We start from the raw sequence: 21,192 nt of genomic DNA, 5'->3' as shown, positions 1-21,192 counted from the left end.
CCTAGGCCAGGCGGGTCAGCCAGCCGTGGGTGTCCGGGACAGTTCCGGTCTGGATGCCGAGCAGCTGCTCGCGGATGGCCATGGTGGTCTCCCCCGCCTTGGCGTCCTCGGAGCCGATGAACTCGGTGGCGTCCTTGAGGACTCCGATCGGGGTGATGACGGCTGCGGTACCGCAGGCGAAGACCTCGGCAATCTCGCCGGAAGCAACGCCGTCGCGCCATTCGTCAAGGGTGATCTTGCGCTCGGTGACCTGGCGGCCCATGTCCTTGGCCACCTGGATGACGGACATCCTGGTGATGCCTTCCAGGATGGTGCCGGTCAGCGCGGGGGTGACCAGCGAGCCGTCCTTCATCACGAAGAAGACGTTCATGCCGCCCAGTTCCTCGACTGCATTGTCGTTGAAATGGTCGAGGAACAGGACCTGCTTGCAGCCGTTGGCTTCTGCTTCCTGCTGGGCAATCAGCGACGCGGCGTAGTTGCCGCCGCATTTGGCATCGCCCGTTCCGCCGCGGCCGGCACGGGCGTATTCACGGGAGATCCAGATGGATACGGGCTTCAGCTCACCGCCGAAATAGTTGCCGGCCGGTGAGGCGATCACCCGGAAGGAAACTTCGCGTGCGGCGCGCACACCCAGGAAGGCCTCGGTGGCGATCATGAACGGCCGCAGGTAGAGGGCCTCGCCGTCGCCGCCGGGAACCCAGTCCCTGTCCACGTTCACCAGGGCTCGGATCGCTCCGAGGAAGTATTCAGCCGGCAGCTCGGGAAGGGCAAGCCTGCGGGCTGACTTGTTCAGGCGGGCCGCGTTTGCTTCGGGACGGAAGGACCAGATGGAGCCGTCGGCATGGCGGTAGGCCTTGAGGCCTTCGAAAATCTCCTGGCCGTAGTGCAGCACGGCGGCAGAGGGATCCAGGACGATGGGACCGTACGGTTCAATCCTGGCGTTGTGCCAGCCGCCGTGGCCGTTCTCGTCCACGCTGTAGTCCACCACGGCGGTGTGGTCGGTGAAGTGGTTGCCGAATCCCGGGTTGGCCAGGATGGCTGCACGCTCTTCAGCAGACTTCGGGTTGGCCGAAAGCTGCTGGCTGAATTCGACGCCATGGGCGGTCTGGGTCATGGTTCCTCCACGATCGGCCGCCCCGTGTTCAGCACTGAACGGCGCGGCGGCATTTGGTGATTCGAGACAAGCTTACGCCCGATGCCGGAGCCCCTGGCGCGGTGTCAGAGCCCGGCGGCGATGGCGTCGCCCACGGCGCTTGTGGTGCGTGAACCGCCGTCGCGCTTCTCGACGTCGGCAACCACTGCCGCTTCGATCCTGCGGGCGGCTGCGGCGTAGCCGAGGTGGTCCAGCAGGAGCGCAGCGGAGAGGATGGCAGCCGTTGGGTCTGCCTTGCCCTGGCCCGCAATGTCCGGGGCGGACCCGTGCACGGGTTCGAACATGGAGGGGGCCGTGCGGTCCATGTTGATGTTGCCGGATGCCGCCAACCCGATGCCGCCGGTGATCGCGGCGGCCAGGTCGGTGAGGATGTCGCCGAAAAGGTTGTCAGTGACTATCACGTCGAAGCGGGACGGGTCGGTGACCATGAAGATGGTGGCGGCGTCCACGTGGAGGTAGTCGTGGGTGACCTCCGGGAACTCCTGCGCCACCGCCTCAACGGTGCGCTTCCACAGGTGCCCCGCGTAAACCAGGACATTGTGCTTGTGGACCAGGGTGAGGTGCTTGCGCTCCCTGGCGCTGGCCCGGCGGAACGCGTCCCGGACTACCCGTTCCACGCCGTGGGCAGTGTTCAGTGAAACCTCGGTGGCCACCTCGTGGGGCGTGCCCGCACGCAGGGTGCCGCCGTTGCCCACGTAGGGCCCCTCGGTGCCCTCGCGGACCACGATGAAGTCAATGGTGCCCGGGTTGGCGAGCGGGCTTCCCACCGTTCCATAGAGCCGGGACGGCCGCAGGTTGACGTAGTGGTCCAGGCTGAAGCGGAGCTTGAGCAGCATCTCGCGTTCAATAAGTCCCGACGGGATACGCGTGTCTCCCGGGGCGGCGCCCACCGCGCCGAACAGGATGGCATCCCGGGTCCGGAGGTCCGCCAGGACCTCGTCCGGCAGGGTCTCCCCGGTGGCCAGCCAGTGCTCTGCACCGAGCTTGTAGTGGGTCTGCTTGAGCTCCACGCCCTCCGCTGCCACGGCCTTTTCGAGGACCTTAATGGCCTCGGCAATCACCTCGGGGCCAATGCCGTCGCCGGGAATAACTGCAAGATCAATGGAGGATGCGCTCATGGATTCAGGTTAGCCAAAACATCCATATGCTGGTCAAGCCGTCTCAATATTCGAGAAGATGCCGAGGGCCGCCGCAGCGCCGGGCGGCAGGAGGCGCTGGGCGGCACTCACTGGGCTACCGGGGAGGCACTGACAACGACGTTCGTGCCCCAGAGGTCGTCCGTGTAGCACGAGATGAGGACCAGCCTGTTGGGCGCAACATCCCAGACAGGACTGTCCTTGAGTCCCGATTTTACGTACGTGGTGACAGAGTCCACCTGGTATTCAAGCTCACCCGCGGACGTGGCAACCGTGAGCCTGTCCCCCGCTGCCGCCTTTGAACTGAGCCGGTTGAAGGGCGCCTCAAGGTCCTGCCAGCTGTGGCCCACAACGTAGGTGGTGTTGGTGGAGCCCGCCCCCGGCATTCCGTAGGGGGTCAGCCAGTATCCGTCCATGGTGGGCGGCGGAATTATGGTCTGGGAGGCAACGTCCGAGCTGCTCGGATCGAGCGGATGGATGGGGACGTCGATATCAGCAGCTGGATAGACCAGCCGCTCCGGAGGAGCAGCCGGCGGCCCGGCGGCGGCCGACGGCACTTCCGGGGTGATGGCCGGAACAGGGGAAACTGAAACGGCGCCCGTCTCGGACTGCAGTGGAACGGGCGCTGAGGCCACCGCAGTTGCGCCGCCCGGCGGCGACGTCCGCGCCCCGGGCTCAACCAGCGCAGGGAGAAGGGCCACGGCAAGGAAGCCCACGGCTCCGGCCAGGGCCAGCAGAACAACGGTCCTGAGAGTTGACAGCCCGTGACCGTGGCCGGCTGTGCCGGATGTTGCGTTCTCTCCCGGTACTTCCTCCGGGTCATTACCTGCCATGAATTGTCCTCATGCTTCGGTTCAGCGTGGGGAAAATGCCGGGAGACGCAAAGCGCCGTGCAACACCTGCACGGCGCTTCGCGTCCCTTTTACCCGAATGCCGCCGGGGCGGCGGCTACCACGCGCTATCCGCGCTGCTGTCCGCGGACGGCAGTCCTAGCCATCGTCTTCCGGACAGCGAGGGCAGCGCCGGCGACCATCACAGCGGCCAGTCCGCCAAGCCACGGAGCTGCACCCGGACCGGACGAAGCCGAAACAGCGGTCTGCACGTTGAAGCCCTGGTTTGGCGCGGCCACTGCACCGGTTCCGCCTCCGGCAACAGCGCCGCGCGGAGTCGTTCCGGGCACCACTCCACCGGCAGGAGGAGGTACATTGCCCGCGGGCGGTACCGTCGGCGGGGTCGTCGGCGGCGTCGTGGTAACTTCCACGGGAACGCAGTTGTTGTTGAAGGTTGCCTGCCCGGCGGCGGTCCAGTTCTGGCCGGCCGGAACCACCTTTCCGCTGTTCGGCGGGATGATGTCCTCGCTGTGCTGGTGGTGGGCGCCACCGTGGCCGTTCAGGCCCTGCAGCGCAATGTCAAGGACCCGGTAGGGGTTCTTTTCCGATCCCGTCGCGTGGCAGATGGTGATTTTCTTGTCGTTGTCCTTGGGCGGCCCGGCGGGACTTCCGCCGGGCTCGGCGCAACCGGCGTTCCACACATCGACCTTGTCCAGGTTCTGGCCACCAGGCAGGACCTTCCCGTTGTTGGCCGGGATGATGTCCTCGCTGTGCTGGTGGTGCGAACCGGCGTGGCCGTTCAACGCATGGAGGTCAACCGTGATTGACTCGTAGGGGTTCTTTTCCGATCCCGTGGCGTGACAGATGGTGATTTTTTCACCGCCGCCCGATTCACCCGTGGCGAATGCCGTGGCTGTTGCGCCCAAGAGTGCGAGGCTTGTGACTCCCAAGGTGGCAAGGATCCGTTTCATTTCCGTCTCCGTCAATAGTCTGCTTCAGACTGTCCAGACGCGAAGGAGAACGCACCGCCCCAACCTGACGGGTCAACCCAATGTGACGGGTCAAAGGCAAACAGACAGCATCGGGGCGACGGTTCTCCCAGATGCGAACTGTCAGTTTGCTAACACGTTCAGGCTATGGATTTTCCTGTCCGGAATCCCCAGTAGGACGTACTTATCTTCGGAATACGGAACTACTTGGCCTCGGCCGGCTCTTCGTACTTCGGGAACACCGGCGAAGGGGCCGGCAGCTCCGTCCCTGCAACGATCGGGGTGCCAATGGCCGCGAACTGCCGGGCTTCCCCTTCGGGCTGGCCCAGCGTCTGCAGAAGCGCCGCCGTTGCGGCGGGCATGACCGGCTGCGCCAGGATGGCCACGATCCGCAGCACCTCGAGCGTCACGTAGAGCACGGTATTCATCCGCTCAACGTCGGTTTTCCGCAGCACCCACGGCGCCTGCTCGGCGAAATAGGCGTTGGTGTCGCCGAGGACTCCCCAGATCGCTTCAAGGGCGCGGCTGAATTCCTGCTTATCAAAGGCTGCCCGGGCCGCGGCGAGGAGGCCGCCGGCCTGCTCCAGGATGGCGTTGTCCTCCGCAGTGAACGCGCCGGGAACGGGGACCGTGCCCCCACAGTTCTTGGCGACCATGGACAGCGAACGCTGGGCCAGGTTGCCGAAGTTGTTGGCCAGGTCCGCGTTCATCCGCCCCACGATGGCGTCGTGGTTGTAGCTGCCGTCAGCGCCGAACGGCACTTCGCGGAGGAAGAAAAACCGCACCTGGTCCACGCCGTACTGGTCCACGAAATCGGATGGAGCCACTACGTTGCCCAAGGACTTGGACATCTTCACTCCGTTGTTCTGCAGGAAGCCGTGGATCATGACGCGCCTGGGCAGTTCAAGGCCTGCGCTCATGAGGAAGGCGGGCCAGTAGATGGCGTGGAAGCGTGAGATGTCCTTGCCGATGATGTGCACGTCGGCGGGCCAGTACTTCCGGAACTTTTCAGATTCGACGTCGGGGTAGCCAACTCCCGTGAGGTAGTTCGTCAGGGCGTCCACCCAGACGTACATGACGTGCTTGTCGTTGCCCGGAACCGGGACGCCCCAGTCGAACGTGGTGCGGCTGATCGACAGGTCCTCCAGGCCGCGCTTCACGAAGCTGATGACTTCGTTGAAGCGGTACTGCGGGGCACCGAACTCCGGATGTGACTCGTAGAGCGCCAGGAGCTTGTCCTGGTAGGCGGACAGCCGAAAGAAGTAGCTCTCCTCCGCCGTCCATGTCACCTCCGTGTCCGTCTCCTTGGAGTAGCGCACGCCGTCGTCCTTGACCACGGTGTCGTCCTCAACGTAGAAGGCTTCGTCCCGGACGGAGTACCAGCCCTCGTACTTGGACAGGTAGATGTCCCCGTTGGCTTCCATCTTTTTCCAGATGGCCTGCGACGCGGCGTAGTGGTCCTCGTCAGTGGTCCGGATGAAACGGTCGTACGAGATCCCCAGCGCGGCATGCGCCGCCTTGAAGGCTTCGACATTCCGGTCCACCAGTTCCTTGGGGGTGATGCCTTCCTTCTCGGCCGTCTGGGCGATCTTCATCCCGTGCTCGTCCGTGCCGGTCAGGAACATCACGTCGTAGCCGTCCAGCCGCTTGAAGCGGGCCATTGCGTCGGTGGCAATGTACTCGTAGGCGTGGCCGATGTGCGGCACCCCGTTGGGGTAGGTGATGGCCGTGGTGATGTAGAACGGCGTTTTCTCTGAAGCAGTCACGTAGAGGACGTTACCTTCGGTGCGGAGGGGCGGGCTAGATGAGTTCGGTCAGGGTATCGCTGAGACGGACGAGTTCGTGGTCGTGCGAGGCCACCAGGACGGCGATTCCGTCCGACGTGGTGTCCTTCAGGATGCTGATGATCCGGTTGGCGGAGGCACGGTCGAGGCTGGCAGTGGGCTCATCCACCACCAGGACGCGCGTGCCCAGGATCAGTGCCCGGGCAATGGCGACGCGCTGGCGTTCACCGCCGGAGAGCTGGGCAGGACGGTGCCGCATCCGGCGGCCCAGCCCCACGAGGTCCAGCAGGTCCTTGGCCATGTCGCGGCGCTGGTCCACTTCGCCGTCAGGGACAGCGGGCAGCAGCACGTTCTCGAGGGCGCTCATCCCGTCAATCAGTGCACCGCCCTGGTCGACGTAACCGATCAAGGCACGACGGCGGTCGGCGATTTCGTCGTCGCCCATGCTTTCGAGGGAATCGCCTTCCCAGTAGACACGGCCCGACGTCGGCAGCGTCAGTCCCGCGCCGACGGTGAGGATGCTGGTCTTGCCGGAGCCGCTGCGGCCGGCAACGCAGTGCATCTCGCCGGCGTGCAGGGTGAGGTCGAAGCCTTCCACCACGCTGACGGCTTCGGCACCGCCCTTGCCCCCGCCGTAGCGGATGGTGATGTCGTTCAGTTCCAGCGGGGTCCCGTGGTCGGCGGCCTTGACGATGGTGTTGGCGCGGGTCTGCAGGGGGACCTCCGCGGAGCCGGACCGGCGGCTCCGCTGGACATTCGTCGGGTTTGTCATTGGACCACTTTCGTTGCAATCGGTATCCAGCAAAGTACAGCCACAAGGCCTGCCACGCCCGCCCACAGTGCAGCGTACGGCGCCAGCAGCAGGCCTATCCCCAGGGCGCCCAGCACGCCCAGCGGCAGGGCAAGGGTTCCCACCAGGGCATTCTCGAACAGCCGGACCTGGCGCAGCATGTCCGGGTTCCAACCCATCGCCTCGAGGATGCCGAGGTACTGGCGCTTGGCGTTGAGCTCAAACCGCCCGGTGACCAGCGTGAGCACCAGCCCGACAGCCACGCCCGAAAGAGCGAGGAGGATGCTGGGCAGGGCAACACTGGCTGCGGCCAGGCCACTCAGGGCACTGGCGCCGGCAGCGCGGGGAATGTCAATGAGCAAGGCGATGAGGCCGCCCACTGCAGCGCCGAACACGCCTACGGCCAAGGCAAGGGAGATCGTGTTGAATTTGTTGGTGCTCAGCTGGCGGTTGGCGAAAGTCAGCGGCGAGTCCACCGGGATGAGCCGCTCGTCATGCTGCGGCTCCTGGTCCACGACGTGGCCATGGCGCAGCTGCTGCGCTGCGAAGAAGGCCGCAGCGGCGTAGAGCACAAGGACGGACACGGACACGAGGGCCGTGGCAAGGCTCCAGCTCACCAGGCTCAGCACGGTCCCGGCGACGGCCAGCAGGACGGCGCCCACTCCGAACTCCTCCAGCACCCACCGGCGCACCCGGCGCTGGGTCCAGCCCATGGCCCGGAGCGTTCCGGCTTCGCTCCTTCGCTTGCGGATGTAGCTGACGGTGGATGCCCCCGTCAGGAGGGCTGCACCGCAGAGCGTCAGGAAGAGCAGCGTGACGTTGGTGCCGGACAAGGATCCGGTGACGGCTTCGGCAGCGTTCTGCCGCACCCAGGACTGCCGGACGGTGCCCAGGGCGGATTCCTTCCCGGCGCCGTCCTTGGAGTAGCCGGGAACGAAGATGCTGGCATCCTCGCGTGCGGAACCGGCCACAATGGTGGCTTCCAGGCCCATCGCGCGAATTTCGCCCGCCAGCTTCTCGACGTCGGGCTGCGCCTGCTTCCAGCTGCCCGGCGCCTTCGCGCGGACCCGGACGGCGTCGATCACGCTGGCGTTGTCGGTGTAACCCCGGGCAGCGGCAAGCCCGTAGTAATCGGTGATGGCACCGGCGGACTGGCTGGCCAGGCCGGTGGCGCTCAGGGAAGGTTCCAGCTCCGTGGCCGGGACATCGTTTCCGGCAGCGTCCTTGACCAGGGTGAACGGGGTGGGGTCGTAGCCACCGAGCGGCAGCTTGTTGACGTCGCCGGCGGCGGCAGCAACGGCAGAGGGGTCGAACGTGCCGTAGACCATCGCCAGCGGAGCAGCTGCCTGCGACCCCGTTTCGAGGTTCTCGCGGTAGGAACGTTCGTCCACGGGTTCGCGCTGGGTCTGGTCAACAGGGGCGCCGTTGGCGCTCTTCTCGGGCAGCCGGTTGACGGTCACCCATTCGCCGGGAACTGCTGCCTTGTCCACGGCGCCGTTCGCAGCCGTTTCGCCGTCCGTGTACTTGGGTGCGGCGGCAAAGTCGGTGCTCCACGTGGCCGGGGTGTAGAGGCCCTGGTTGAAGTTGCCGGTGCTCCCAAGCAGGGATGAGTGGTCCGTGGAGCCCGGCCAGGAAAGGACGAAGGGGTCCTTGGAGACGAACGGGAGGTAATCCTTGTCCAGGGACCGGGAAACGGTACCGACGTCCTTGACGACCTTGCCGGCGCCGTCAATCTCTTCGATCTTGACGTTGTACTTGAGGTCCAGCGACGTGCCGGAGCGCACGATCAGCGGAATGGCCTGGGAGTCGGCAGTCAGCTGCCCGGTCCGCTTGGCCTGCTGGTACTGGGTCATCAGCGGTGCCCAGTACTTGAGCTTGACGCCGAGGAAGTCAGGTCCTTCCTTCAGCTGGTCCAGGCTGATGCCGTTGGTGAAAAGTCCCTCAAAGTAGCGTCCAATTGCCCCGGCGTCGCGAGCGTCGGCCGGCGGCGCCTTTTCCAGCGGAGCCAGGAAGTCACCGGCGGAACCCAGGAGGGCGCGCTCTGCGGCCGGATCGACAGCAACCACCGATTCGGTTACCTCAGGGGCGAGGGGCAGTGATACGGACAGGTTGAAAAGGTTGTGCTCGGAGCCGCCGGCCGGGGCGGGAAACTTGATGCCCGTTTCATCCTTGGGTGCAGCGATCCTGATACTGCTGCCTCCGGCGGCCTTTTCTTCAACGAGCTTGGCCTTGCCCAGGGTGCCTTCGGCAGTGGACTTGAACAGCGTCTGCTCAGAGACACCGTCGGAGCTGACGGCGCTGGCGGTCAGGCGGTACTTCTTGCTTTCGTCGCTCAGCACGGATTCGGCGGCAGGCCACTGGTCCGGGGCGGTTGCCCCGGCGGCCTGGTCGGCGGTTGCGGTGCCGGCCAGCCCGGCGTTGTAGCCCAGGTAGTCCATGGCCTCCAGGCGGGGCGACTCGAGGTTCTGGGTCACCCGGGAGACGAGGCTGATGGGGGCTGCCACGGAGGTTCCGGTCAGCTTCTTGATGGCTTCCAGCTGTTCAAAGCTGATGCCTCCGGTCCCGTTGGCGATCTCCGGCTGCATCAGCGCGCCGGAAGGCGCCTTGGCCTGGACCAGGATGTCATAGAGTCCCCGTGAATTTTCATCCACGGTCCTGTTGAGTGCAGCCTGTGACTGGCTTTGGACGAGGACCGACAAGCACATGGCTGCGATCAAGATGGCCGCGGTCAACAGCAGCACCCTGCTTCTGATGAACCTCTGGACGGCGTTCATGGAACTCCCTGAAACCTGGAATGCGTGCGCACATTCGAGTCCGCGCGGGGCGGACATGGACTATTACGGACTGATGTGCAAAAGGTAATTGGCCGGCCTGCCGGCCCCGGTCCTGAATCAGGACCAAGCCATTGTAAGCAGACCGGCCAATCATACGTGGCCTTGCGGGGACTCGCCGAAGCGGGTACGGCGGGTACGGCGTTTCGCTGCCGTGGACTAGTCCTCGAGGTCCACTTCACGCACCATTTCGGCGCCGATGCCGGCCTTGATGGCGTCGAGGACCTGCTGGGGCACCGAGCTGTCGATGGTCAGGAGCGCGAGCACCTGGCCGCCCTCGTCAGAGCGTGCAACCTGCATTCCGGCGATGTTGATGTTGTTCATGCCCAGGATATGGCCGATCGTTCCGATCACGCCCGGGCGGTCGGTGTAGGCCACTACCACCAGGTGTTCGCTGATCGGGATTTCCACCTCGAACCCGTTGATGCCCACCAGCTTCTGGATCTGCTTGGGTCCGGTCAGGGTACCGGCCACCGAGATCTGGCTGCCGTCGCTGAGGGCGCCGCGGAGGGTCAGGACGTTCCGGTAGGACTCGGTTTCCGGGGTGGTGATCAGGCGGACGTTGATGCCCCGCTGCTCGGCGATGACCGGCGCGTTGACATAGGAGACCTGCTCGGTCACGACGTCGGCGAAGATGCCCTTGAGGGCGGCCAGCTCCAGGACCTTGACATCGAGGGAGGAAATCTCGCCGGCAACCTCAACGTCGAACTGGGTCAGGGAGGCATGGGTCAGGGCTGTGAAGATCCGGCCCAGCTTCTCGATCAGCGGGATGCCGGGGCGGACATCGGGGGCGATGACGCCGCCGGCCACGTTCACGGCGTCGGGCACCAGTTCACCGGCGAGGGCGAGGCGGACCGACTTGGCGACCGAAACGCCGGCCTTTTCCTGGGCTTCGTCGGTGGAGGCCCCGAGGTGCGGGGTGACCACCACGTTGTCCAGCTTGAAGAACGGCAGGTCGGTGCTCGGCTCCTTGGAGAAGACGTCCACGCCGGCGCCGGCGATTTCGCCGTCCTGCAGGGCCGTAAAGAGTGCTTCCTCGTCCACCAGTCCGCCGCGGGCCACGTTGACAACGTAGGCGGTGCTCTTCATCTTCTTGAAGGCGTCCGCGCCCAGCATGCCCACCGTCTCCGGCGTCTTGGGCATGTGGATGGTGATGAAGTCCGCCTGGGCCAGGAGCTCATCCAGGGTCACCAGCTGGACGCCGAGCTGTGCCGCGCGGGCTGAGGTGATGTACGGATCGTAGGCGAGGATCTTGGTGTCAAAGCCCTTCAGGCGGGCAGCGACGAGGGCGCCGATCCTGCCGAGGCCGATGATGCCGATCTTCTTTTCGAAGAGTTCGATGCCCGTGTACTTGGAGCGCTTCCACTCGCCGTCCTTGAGGGCGGCGCTGGCCTGCGGGATGTGGCGGGCCAGGCTGAGGATGTGTCCCACCGTGAGTTCAGCTGCCGAGACGATGTTGGAGGTGGGCGCGTTCACCACCATGACACCGGCCTGCGTGGCTGCCTTGATGTCCACGTTGTCCAGGCCTACTCCCGCACGGGCGATGACCTTGAGGTTCTTCGCAGCGGCGATCGCCTCGGCGTCCACCTGCGTTGCCGAGCGGACCAGGATCGCGTCAACGTCGCCAATGGCGGAGAGCAGCTGGGAACGGTCGGCGCCGTCGGTCTGGCGGATCTCGAAGTCCGGGCCCAGGGCCTCGACGGTAGCGGGGGAAAGTTCTTCGGCGAGCAGTACTACGGGTTTTGACACGGCTGATCCTCTGCGTTGCAGTCCGGGGGATAAAAACAAGTCTAGGCCGACGGAAAGGCCGGGCTCACATTGTTAAGTGTGAACCCGGCCTCACAGTCTGACTTTATAACGGCACGTTGGGCCAGCCTTAGCGGGCTGCGGAACCTTCGACGTAGTCCACGTCCTGCTGCTGCCAGGCGAAGAGGGAGCGCAGTTCGCGGCCAACAGCCTCGATGGGGTGCTGCTCAGCCTTGGCACGCAGGGCCTTGAATTCGACGCCGCCGTTGTCCTGGTCCTCGATGAAACGCTTGGCGAAGGCGCCGGACTGGATGTCGGCCAGGACGGCCTTCATGTTTTCCTTCACCTCGGGGGTGATGACGCGGGGACCGGAGACGTAGTCGCCGTACTCAGCGGTGTCCGAAACGCTCCAGCGCTGCTTGGCAATGCCGCCTTCCCACATGAGGTCGACGATGAGCTTGAGCTCGTGGAGGACCTCGAAGTAGGCGATCTGCGGCTGGTAGCCGGCTTCGGTCAGGGTTTCGAAGCCGTACTGGACCAGCTGGGACACGCCGCCGCACAGGACGGCCTGCTCGCCGAAGAGGTCCGTTTCGGTTTCTTCGGTGAAGGTGGTCTTGATGACGCCGGCGCGGGTGCCGCCGATGGCCTTGGCGTAGGACTTGGCCAGCTCCCAGGCGGAACCGGTGGCGTCCTGTTCGACGGCGATGATGTCCGGGATGCCGCGGCCGGCTTCGAATTCGCGGCGCACGGTGTGGCCCGGAGCCTTCGGGGCGACGAGGATGACGTCAACGCCCTCCGGAGCCTGGATGTAGCCGAAGCGGATGTTGAAACCGTGGGCGAAGGCAAGGGCCTTGCCGGGCTTCAGCTTGTCCTTGATGGAGTCGTTGTAGATCGAGCGCTGGTGCTGGTCCGGCGCCAGGATCATGATGACGTCGGCCCATTCGGCGGCGTCGGCAACGTTCTTGACCGTGAAGCCTGCGTCCTCGGCCTTGGGTGCGGACTTGGAGCCGTCCTTCAGGGCGATGACAACCTCGACGCCGGAATCGCGCAGGTTAAGCGCGTGGGCGTGGCCCTGGGAACCGTAGCCAACAATGGCTACCTTGCGGCCCTGGATAATCGACAGGTCGGCGTCGTCGTCGTAGAACATTTCAGTCACTTGCGTAACTCCTCTTGAGTGGATTGTAGATAGGTGTCTTGCGTGGTGCGGTTACGGGCGTTGCGTACTGCCGCGCGGGACCTTGAGGGCCTAAGCGGAGCGCAGCGCCCTGTCACTCATGGAGCGGGATCCCCGTCCAACGGCCAGGGTGCCGGACTGCACGATTTCGCGGATGCCGAAGGGCTCCAGCACTGAAAGCAGCGCTGCGAGCTTCTCCGGGGTACCGGTTGCCTCGATCACCAACGAGTCTGTGGACACGTCGACGACGGCGGCACGGAACAGGTCTGCGGCCTGGGTAACCTGCAGGCGTGTTGCGGCATCCGCACGTACCTTGACCAGGATGTGGTCGCGCTGTACGGAAGATTCGGAAGTCAGCTCAACGATCTTGATGACGTTGATCAGCTTGTTGAGCTGCTTGGTGACCTGCTCGATGAGGTCGCCGTCGGCGTCGACAACGACCGTCATCCGGGAAATGCCCGGAACCTCGGTGGGGCCGACGGCCAGGGAGTTGATGTTGAAGGCGCGCCGGGCGAAGAGGCTCGCAACCCGGGTCAGGACGCCCGGCTTGTCTTCCACCAGGACGGAAAGTGTGTGGCGGCTCATGGTCAGTCCTCTTCTTCCCATTCCGGGGTCATGTTGCGGGCAACCTGGATCTGGTCGTTGCTCACGCCGGCGGGCACCATCGGCCACACCATGGAGTTGGGGCTCACCACGAAGTCGATGACTACGGGGCGGTCATTGATTTCGAGGGCCTTCTGGATGGTGGCGTCGATGTCCTCGTCGCGTTCACAGCGGAACGAGGCGCAGCCGTACGCCTCCCCCAGCTTGACGAAGTCCGGGATGCGGACGGTGTCGTGGCCGGTGTTCAGGTCGGTGTTCGAGTAGCGGCCTTCGTAGAAGAGGGTCTGCCACTGGCGCACCATGCCCAGGGAGGAGTTGTTGATGACGGCAACCTTGATGGGGATCTTGTTAATGGCGCAGGTGGCCAGTTCCTGGTTGGTCATCTGGAAGCAGCCGTCGCCGTCGATGGCCCAGACCACCCGGTCCGGCTCGCCCACCTTGGCGCCCATCGCAGCCGGCACGGCATAGCCCATGGTGCCGGCGCCGCCCGAGTTGAGCCAGGCATGCGGGCGCTCGTACTTGATGAACTGAGCTGCCCACATCTGGTGCTGGCCAACGCCTGCCACGTAGATGCCTTCCGGACCGGTCAGGGCGCCGATCCGCTCGATGACCTTCTGCGGGGCGGTCAGGCCGTCGTCCGGCTCGGTCCAGCCCAGCGGGTAGGTTTCCTTGAGGTTGTTGAGGAAGGCCCACCAGGTGGTGAGGTCCGGGGTGCCCGACGCCTCGAACTGGGTGCGCACGGCTTCGGTGAGCTCCGGAATGATCTCCTTGACCGAACCAACAATCGGCACATCCGCAGTGCGGTTCTTGGAGATTTCGGCCGGGTCGATGTCGGCGTGGATGACCTTGGCCATCGGTGCGAACGTCTTCAGCACGCCGGTGACGCGGTCGTCGAACCGGGCACCGAGGGTGATCAGCAGGTCCGACTGCTGCAAGGCAGTCACCGCCGAAACGGTGCCGTGCATGCCGGGCATTCCCATGTGCTGCGGGTGTGAGTCCGGGAACGCGCCCTTGGCCATCAGCGTGGTGACGACCGGGGCTCCCGTGGCCTCGGCGAGTGCCAGCAGCTCAGCGGATGCGTGCGCCTTGATGACACCGCCGCCCACGTACAGCACAGGTTTGCTGGCCGCGGCAATCAGCTTGGCGGCCTCGCGTACCTGCTTGTTGTGCCCTCGGGTGACCGGGCGGTAACCGGGCAGGTCGATGCGCGGCGGCCAGGAGAAGGTCATCTCGCCTACCTGGGCGTCCTTGGCCACGTCCACGAGGACGGGACCGGGGCGCCCGGTGGAAGCGAGGTGGAACGCTTCCGCCATGACATGCGGGATGTCGTTGGGGTCGGTCACCAGGAACGAGTGCTTGGTGATGGGCATGGTGATGCCCACGATGTCGGCTTCCTGGAACGCGTCGGTGCCGATCACACCGCTGGACACCTGGCCGGTGATGGCCACCAGCGGAACGGAGTCCATGTGGGCATCCATGATGGCGGTAACGAGGTTGGTGGCGCCCGGGCCCGAGGTGGCGATGCAGACGCCCACCCGCCCGGTCACCATGGCGTAGCCTTGCGCGGCGTGGCCGGCTCCCTGTTCGTGACGGACCAGCACGTGGTTCATGCTGGAGGCCATCAAGGGGTCGTAGGTGGGCAGGATCGCGCCACCGGGCAAACCGAAAATATCGTCGACGCCGAGTTCTTCGAGCGAGCGGACAATTGCTTGCGAGCCGGTCATCACCGTCGGGGGTACGACGTTGTTCGGCCCAAGGACAGGAGAGACGGCGGCAAGCTCGGCGACGACGGCGTTCTCAGCCGTCCGGTCGGCGCGGTCCGGAGCCTTGGCGGCTCCGGCGGACTTGGTGGCCATCAGCGAGGGGCTGATGGGCGATCCTTTGCTCATCGGACTCTTCCTTGTGGATCATCTGTGGTTCGTGGAAACTGCGGGAAATAAAAAAACCCCTCAGCCTGGCGGCTCTTCGAGGGGTTCGCGCGTGACAGTTCGTTGCCGGGGCTAGTGGGCCACGCGCTTGCTAAGGACGACGACTGCTTCTGCAACAGCGCAGCTGGTAACGAAAGTCATGCGTTCAGTTTTCCCTCTGGGCGAGATGCGTGTCAACGAGCCGTGCCACGATCTCACCATGTGGACCCCATTGTCCACTTATTGATCCTCCAGCGGAAGGATCAAAACCTACAGCCAATCACCCTGGCCCGGAAGGGCTTAACAAGGGTGATGCCGAGGGGCCCCTTGCATGAGGCGCTCAGCGCCTCATGCAAGGGGCAGGCATCAGCCGCAGTATGCGCCTGTGCTGGCACTGTGCACCAGCTTGGCGTACTTGGCGAGCACGCCCTTGGTGTACCTGGCCGGGAGCGGCTCCCAGCCCACCTTGCGGGCTTCGAGCTCGGCCTCGTCGACCAGCAGGTCGAAGCTGCGGGCTGCGATGTCCACGCGGATACGGTCACCGTCCTTCACGAAGGCGATGGGGCCGCCGTCGACCGCTTCCGGGGCCACGTGGCCGATGCACAGGCCTGTGGTGCCGCCGGAGAACCGGCCGTCGGTAAGGAGCAGGACGTCCTTGCCCAGGCCTGCGCCCTTGATGGCGCCCGTGATGGCGAGCATCTCGCGCATGCCCGGACCGCCCTTGGGGCCTTCGTAGCGGATAACGACGACGTCCCCGGCGTGGATCCGGCCGTTGTCCAGGGCGTCCAGGGCTCCCTGTTCACGCTCGAAGACGCGGGCGGTGCCTTCAAAGACATCGGCATCGAAGCCTGCGCTCTTCACCACTGCGCCCTCGGGCGCCATGGTGCCGTGCAGGATGGTGATGCCGCCGGTCTTGTGGATGGGGTTGTCCAGCGCGCGCAGGATCTTGCCGTCCACATCCGGCGGGTTGATGGCGTCGAGATTCTCGGCCACGGTCTTGCCGGTGACGGTGAGGCAGTCGCCGTGCAGCAGGCCGGCGTCGAGCAGTGCCTTCATGATCACCGGCACGCCGCCGATCCTGTCCACGTCGGTCATGACGTAGCGGCCGAACGGTTTGAGGTCGCCCAGGTGGGGGATCTTGTCGCCGATGCGGTTGAAGTCATCCAGCGTCAGCCCAACTTCGGCCTCGCGGGCGATCGCCAGGAGGTGCAGCACTGCGTTGGTGGAGCCGCCGAAGGCCATGGTGACGGCGATGGCGTTCTCGAACGCTTTCTTGGTCATGATGTCGCGCGCAGTGATGCCCTGGCGGAGCAGGTTGACCACTGCCTCGCCTGACTTGCGGGCGAATTCATCACGACGGCGGTCTGCCGAGGGCGGGGCGGCCGAGCCGGGCAGGGACATGCCCAGGGCCTCGCCGATGCAGGCCATGGTGTTGGCCGTGTACATCCCGCCGCAGGCACCTTCGCCGGGGCAGATGGCCTTTTCGATGCGGGTCAGGTCCTCCATGCTCATCTTGCCCGCGGCGCAGGCACCAACGGCCTCGAATGCATCGATGAGGGTGACTTCCTTCTCGGAGCCGTCCTCAAGCTTGACCCAGCCCGGCATGATGGAACCGGCGTAAAGGAAGACGCTGGACAGGTCCAGGCGGGCAGCTGCCATCAGCATGCCGGGGAGGGACTTGTCGCAGCCGGCCAGCAGGACCGAACCGTCAATCCGCTCCGCCTGCATAACGGTCTCCACGGAGTCGGCAATGACTTCGCGTGACACCAGGGAGAAGTGCATGCCCTCATGGCCCATGGAGATGCCGTCGGAAACCGAAATGGTGCCGAACTGCATGGGGAACCCGCCGCCGGCGTGAACGCCTTCCTTGGCGCCTTGCGCAAGCCGGTTCAGGGAGAGGTTGCAGGGAGTGATTTCGTTCCAGGAACTGGCGACGCCGACCTGGGGCTTGGCGAAGTCGTCATCACCCATACCGACCGCCCGGAACATGCCGCGGGCGGGCGCCGCGTGGATTCCGTCCGTTACGACCCGGCTCCGGGGTTTGATGTCAGGCTTGTTCTCGGTTGCGATCTGGGCGTCACTCATAGGGGAAAGTCTAGGGCTCGGCTCCACACCGGAACGACAGGTTCATGCCCCTCAATACCAAAAGCCTGAAATTCGATGCCGGATCATGGACTGCCATCCCGCATAGTGAGACGAATCGTTCGGGGCCCGTCCCGCCGGGCGCTGGCTCACGGGCGTCTTCCAGCCCCGCGCCGCGCAACAGCCACTGCCGTCAATCTGGACAGTCGTGGCCGCCGGACGTAGCGTCAGGAAAAGACACCTTGCCATCCGGACTGAAGGGCCTGCCATGGATTTCGTTTTCTGGATCATCCTGATCATTGTCATCATCGGCGTTGTGTGGTGGTTGCTGAACCGCAACAGTGCATCCAAGCCGTCCGGGGAGTCCGGCGCCGGGCGCACGCGCGCCGACGGAGCGCTCTCGGGCGGAAGCGCCGCTGCCTCTGCTGAAGCAGCCGGCACCACCGGCCTTCCCGGCGCAGCAGGTTTCGGCCGTCCCGCCGAACCTGCAGCGCCGACCACCGCAGAGGAACCCGCAGATACGGCGGCACCGGCTGCAGTCCCGCCAGTACCCGGCCAGGACGAGCGCCGCCGCCAGGACGGGGACGAGTGGGAAACCAAATGGTCCGAGGCCTCGGGCTCCTCCGTCGTTGCAGCCGGCGGAGCATCGCACCGCGGGCCGCAGGAAAGTCCTCTGCAGGAAAGCCCGGCCGGGACCGGTGGCGCGTCCATGGCGGCTCCTTCCCCGGCTCCCGCGGACCAGCCGGCAGAACCGGCGCCGGCATCCCGGCCGGTCCATCACCCTGAATACACGGAGCCGCACGCCCCCACCCTCCCGGGCGCCGAGACGGCGGCGGTGGAGGACCTGGACGACGCCGGTCCGGCGGGCCGGGCTTCCACGCCGGCGGGTGCCGGTACTGAAAACGGCACTGCAAGTGGTGCTGAGAGTAGTGCTGCGAGTGCCTCTGCCGCCGGCCAGCCCGCCGGTGGCGGCGCGCCCGCAACGCCGACAGCTGCCGTCGTTCCCGACAGCGCTCCCGCGGCAGAAACGGCGGACCGCACCCAGTCTTCCGCCGTGACTGAAAACGGAGCCGACCACGCCCGGCAGCCCCAGGCCGCAGCAGCGACGGAACCCGCAGGACACCTGGCGGCGGATGAACCCTACGGGGCGGGCTCAGCGGCCGCGGGAGCGGATGGCAGCGGACCGGCCGGCTACACGGTCAAGGGTGACGCCGGAACCATGGTCTATTACGAGGAGGGGCATCCCGAATATGACCAGGCGCGGGCTGAGGTCTGGTTTGAGTCGGCCGCCCATGCCGAGGCCGCGGGCTTCCGGGTTCCCCGCCGGAGGCGGCTCGAGTAAGGCCCGCGCCGGCACCTACGGCACCACCATCGGTTTCACTGCTGCCCTGTGGCCCATTTCACAGGCCCGTACGGCACGATCCGCGACGTCGCCAGGACGCCGGAGGGCGGATTCCGGCTCCCACCCGGCAACAAAAACCCTGATTTTGTGCTGGTTCTGCCCCCTCCCCCGCGATGCGGGCCCGGCTTTCCACCCGATTTCACATGCGCAAAAAGTTCGTGTAGAGTTTCATGTCGTTGCGGAGATCAACCGGGAAAGAAAAGCCGGTGATCACAGCAAAAAGATGCACCTCTAGCTCAATTGGCAGAGCAATTGACTCTTAATCAATGGGTTCCGGGTTCAAGTCCCGGGGGGTGCACGATTGGGAAAACAGCCTCCTGCTCGCGGAAACGCGAGCAGGAGGCTGTTTTGTTGTGTCCCCACTTGTTTCGGCCCCTGGCCACCGCGGAGGGACCTGCATGGCGCCGACGTTGCGAAGGTGGCCGGGGGCCGTCCTCGGGCAACAAAAAAGGCGTGACCGCAGCCCTTGGAGGCCGCAGTCACGCCTGCCCGCCGGCGACTAGCCCGGCGCCTTACTTCTAGGGTGTGTTCTCCACCAGCGCGCCGTTGGCGGAGCTGGGGGTTGTGGCGAACTGGCTGGCCAGTTCGCGCACGACAGCCTGGAGTTCCTGACGCAGCAAGTCCGGATCAATTGAGGCTGACGCCAGCACCGACCGTTCCATTTCCACCGCGGCCTTAACGGCTTCTTTGCCCTGCTCGGTGAGGGACACCACATGGCTCCGGCGGTCCGACGTGCTGCGGACGCGGACGATGTGTCCGTGGGCCTCAAGGCGGCTGAGCGTCTTACCCATAGTCTGCGCCTGGACACGAACGTATTGGGCAAGCTGCGCCTGGGTCATGGGGCCTTGCGCATCGAGAACCTCGATGGCAATGACTCCCGCATGGGTGAGGCCGATGGCACCCAGTTTTTCATTCCAGGAGTGTTCAACGAGGCGCGCAGCAGTGGACAAGAGGCGCCCCGTGGGCCAGTGATCCATATCAGGCATGCAGCAAGTATAGCCAAGTGCCGATTAGCACTGGTTCCCTGCCCTTACTAGGCTGGTGTGTCCCGCCCGCGAAAAGGAGAAAAACATTGGCTGACAGACTCGTAACCGGCGACGACGCGCCCGGTTTCACACTGAAGGACTCTTCCGGCGCGGACGTCAGTTTGTCCGGGCGCCCCGGCCGCCACACCATTGTGTACTTCTACCCGGCAGCCGCAACACCGGGGTGCACCAAGGAGGCGTGCGATTTCCGCGACAACCTTGCCTCTCTCCAGTCGGCCGGCTACGACGTGCTGGGCATCTCCCCCGATCCGGTGGAAAAACTGGCGAAGTTCGCGGCAAAGGAAGAGCTCACTTTTCCCTTGCTCTCGGACGCGGACCATGCCGTTGCGGAGGCGTACGGTGCCTGGGGCGAGAAGAAGAACTACGGCAAGACCTACGAGGGACTGATCCGTTCCACCATCGTGGTGGACCCCGAGGGCAAGGTTGCGCTGGCCCAGTACAACGTCAGGGCCACGGGCCACGTTGCCAAGCTGCGGCGGGACCTCAACCTCGACGCCTGACCATGCGGCGCTAACCAAGGCCCTGCCGTGGCGACGCTACAATGGACACTGGCATCCGCCGTCGGGCCCTGCCGAAGGGAAACGGCGGCAGGAAGCCCTGCGCGAGTGGTGAAATTGGCAGACACGCAGGATTTAGGTTCCTGTGCCTTCGGGCGTGGGGGTTCAAGTCCCCCCTTGCGCACTATGTGGTCCCCCGGCTGTGGCCGGGGGACCACTCCGTTTAACCGGCCCGCCACCTGCGCGTATGCACGGCAAAATTCGCAGGGCGCCGAAAAACTCCTTGCAATGCACCCATCCGCGTCCCGCCCCCGGCCGAATACCCAGTGAGACACCGGCCAAGGGCAGGTGCCCACCAGCAAGATTCGAACGACGCCGTCCGACAGTGTGTCCGCGGCGGGCAGACGCCACAATCCAAGGAGAACCGAAATGCAGACCATCAAGCGCACAACCTTCACCGTCGCAGGCGTAGCAGCAGCAGCTCTGCTCAGCCTCACCGCCTGTGGCGGTTCGGCATCGACGTCCGGCTCCTCCGCTCCCGCGGAATCGCCGGCGGCTACGAGCATGGCGCCTTCACCGTCCGCCACCGCCTCCGCTGCGGCCATGGATCCGGCGGCCAACCTGGTTGGCCCGGGCTGCGCGGGCTACGCCGAAAAGGTTCCCTCAGGTGCAGGCTCCGTTGAAGGCATGGCCCTCGATCCGGTGGCGGTTGCAGCGTCCAACAACCCGATCCTGACAACCCTCACCGCGGCCGTTTCCGGAAAGCTGAACCCCAAGGTTGACCTGGTGGACACGCTGAACGGCGGCGAGTTCACGGTCTTCGCTCCGGTGGATGACGCCTTCGCCAAGATCGATGCCGCCACCATCGAAACCCTGAAGACGGACGACGCCCTCCTGAGCAAGATCCTGACCTACCACGTTGTTCCCGGCCAGATCACCCCCGACAAGATCGCCGGCACCCACGCTACGGTCCAGGGCGGTTCAGTTACTGTCACGGGCAGCGGTGACCAGCTCAAGGTTGATAACGCCAACGTGGTCTGCGGCGGCGTCCAGACCAAGAACGCCACCGTCTACCTGATCGACTCGGTGCTGATGCCCAAGTAGCCACCAGGTGCGGACACCCCACCGTGTCCGCGGGAACAGCGAAGCCGGGGGCCTGCCGAAAGGATGGCCCCCGGCTTCCCTGTGCCGCGGAGGCCGCTGCTGCCCCGCGGCCGGAACA

At 65.4% G+C, this 21,192-nt stretch carries 16 protein-coding genes and 2 tRNA genes; 5 read left to right on the top strand and 13 right to left on the bottom strand.

Translation table 11 applies throughout. The annotated features are described in order from the left end of the window. Position 1: 1 nt before the first annotated feature. The 12 genes from PV768_RS04060 to ilvD all read right to left on the bottom strand — a co-directional run bounded on the left by PV768_RS04060 (position 2) and on the right by ilvD (position 17,028). Positions 2 to 1,114, bottom strand: a complete 1,113-nt coding sequence (locus PV768_RS04060) for a branched-chain amino acid aminotransferase (RefSeq protein WP_157241881.1) — start codon at positions 1,112 to 1,114, stop codon at positions 2 to 4. A 104-nt stretch (positions 1,115 to 1,218) separates the two neighbouring features. Then, positions 1,219 to 2,271 (bottom strand): 3-isopropylmalate dehydrogenase, encoded by a 1,053-nt coding sequence (locus PV768_RS04055; protein WP_323056521.1) that lies wholly within the window; start codon positions 2,269 to 2,271, stop codon positions 1,219 to 1,221. Positions 2,272 to 2,378: 107 nt separating this feature from the next. Then, positions 2,379 to 3,122, bottom strand: a complete 744-nt coding sequence (locus PV768_RS04050; RefSeq protein ID WP_421092333.1) for a class F sortase — start codon at positions 3,120 to 3,122, stop codon at positions 2,379 to 2,381. A gap of 125 nt (positions 3,123 to 3,247) precedes the next feature. Further along, positions 3,248 to 4,090, bottom strand: a complete 843-nt coding sequence (locus PV768_RS04045; RefSeq protein ID WP_421092332.1) for a hypothetical protein — start codon at positions 4,088 to 4,090, stop codon at positions 3,248 to 3,250. Between the two features lie 221 nt (positions 4,091 to 4,311). Continuing rightward, a complete protein-coding gene (gene metG, locus PV768_RS04040) occupies positions 4,312 to 5,874 on the bottom strand; it encodes a methionine--tRNA ligase (protein WP_321213822.1) in 1,563 nt (520 codons plus the stop codon). Between the two features lie 34 nt (positions 5,875 to 5,908). Next, positions 5,909 to 6,664, bottom strand: coding sequence for an ABC transporter ATP-binding protein (locus PV768_RS04035; RefSeq protein ID WP_157241878.1), 756 nt, complete (start codon positions 6,662 to 6,664; stop codon positions 5,909 to 5,911). Beyond that, positions 6,661 to 9,456, bottom strand: coding sequence for an ABC transporter permease (locus tag PV768_RS04030; protein WP_421092331.1), 2,796 nt, complete (start codon positions 9,454 to 9,456; stop codon positions 6,661 to 6,663). The genes PV768_RS04035 and PV768_RS04030 overlap by 4 nt, the downstream gene beginning before the upstream one ends. A 216-nt stretch (positions 9,457 to 9,672) precedes the next feature. Further along, on the bottom strand, positions 9,673 to 11,262 hold the full coding sequence (gene serA / locus PV768_RS04025) for a phosphoglycerate dehydrogenase (protein ID WP_321213824.1): 1,590 nt from the start codon (positions 11,260 to 11,262) through the stop codon (positions 9,673 to 9,675). A gap of 127 nt (positions 11,263 to 11,389) precedes the next feature. Beyond that, complete coding sequence (gene ilvC / locus PV768_RS04020) at positions 11,390 to 12,415, bottom strand: ketol-acid reductoisomerase (protein ID WP_321213825.1); 1,026 nt, start codon at positions 12,413 to 12,415, stop codon at positions 11,390 to 11,392. A gap of 90 nt (positions 12,416 to 12,505) precedes the next feature. Then, complete coding sequence (gene ilvN / locus PV768_RS04015; RefSeq protein WP_009356538.1) at positions 12,506 to 13,018, bottom strand: acetolactate synthase small subunit; 513 nt, start codon at positions 13,016 to 13,018, stop codon at positions 12,506 to 12,508. A gap of 2 nt (positions 13,019 to 13,020) precedes the next feature. After that, positions 13,021 to 14,925, bottom strand: coding sequence for an acetolactate synthase large subunit (locus PV768_RS04010; protein ID WP_157241875.1), 1,905 nt, complete (start codon positions 14,923 to 14,925; stop codon positions 13,021 to 13,023). 384 nt (positions 14,926 to 15,309) lie between these two features. Beyond that, positions 15,310 to 17,028, bottom strand: coding sequence for a dihydroxy-acid dehydratase (gene ilvD / locus PV768_RS04005; protein WP_421092330.1), 1,719 nt, complete (start codon positions 17,026 to 17,028; stop codon positions 15,310 to 15,312). A 265-nt stretch (positions 17,029 to 17,293) separates the two neighbouring features. On the opposite strand from ilvD, the gene PV768_RS04000 reads away from it, so the two are divergent. Beyond that, positions 17,294 to 18,367, top strand: a complete 1,074-nt coding sequence (locus tag PV768_RS04000) for a hypothetical protein (RefSeq protein WP_421092329.1) — start codon at positions 17,294 to 17,296, stop codon at positions 18,365 to 18,367. Positions 18,368 to 18,652: 285 nt separating this feature from the next. Then, positions 18,653 to 18,725, top strand: a tRNA-Lys gene (locus tag PV768_RS03995). Between the two features lie 220 nt (positions 18,726 to 18,945). On the opposite strand, the gene PV768_RS03990 is transcribed toward PV768_RS03995, so the two are convergent. After that, complete coding sequence (locus PV768_RS03990; RefSeq protein ID WP_157243103.1) at positions 18,946 to 19,404, bottom strand: MarR family winged helix-turn-helix transcriptional regulator; 459 nt, start codon at positions 19,402 to 19,404, stop codon at positions 18,946 to 18,948. 95 nt (positions 19,405 to 19,499) lie between these two features. Here PV768_RS03990 and bcp point away from each other — a divergent pair, with 95 nt between their 5' ends. From bcp to PV768_RS03975, 3 genes are all read left to right on the top strand, one after another. Continuing rightward, positions 19,500 to 19,973 carry a thioredoxin-dependent thiol peroxidase gene (bcp, locus tag PV768_RS03985; protein WP_157241872.1) on the top strand — a complete coding sequence of 158 codons (474 nt, stop codon included), beginning with the start codon at positions 19,500 to 19,502 and terminating at the stop codon, positions 19,971 to 19,973. Positions 19,974 to 20,072: 99 nt separating this feature from the next. Beyond that, a tRNA-Leu gene (locus PV768_RS03980) sits at positions 20,073 to 20,154 on the top strand. Between the two features lie 245 nt (positions 20,155 to 20,399). Further along, positions 20,400 to 21,074 carry a fasciclin domain-containing protein gene (locus PV768_RS03975; protein WP_157241871.1) on the top strand — a complete coding sequence of 225 codons (675 nt, stop codon included), beginning with the start codon at positions 20,400 to 20,402 and terminating at the stop codon, positions 21,072 to 21,074. Positions 21,075 to 21,192: the final 118 nt, after the last annotated feature.

Origin of the sequence: Pseudarthrobacter sp. CC4, from assembly GCF_048957775.1 — a bacterium.
In the GTDB taxonomy this organism is placed as follows: Bacteria; Actinomycetota; Actinomycetes; order Actinomycetales; family Micrococcaceae; genus Arthrobacter.
This window is presented reverse-complemented; position numbering and strand designations above follow the sequence as displayed.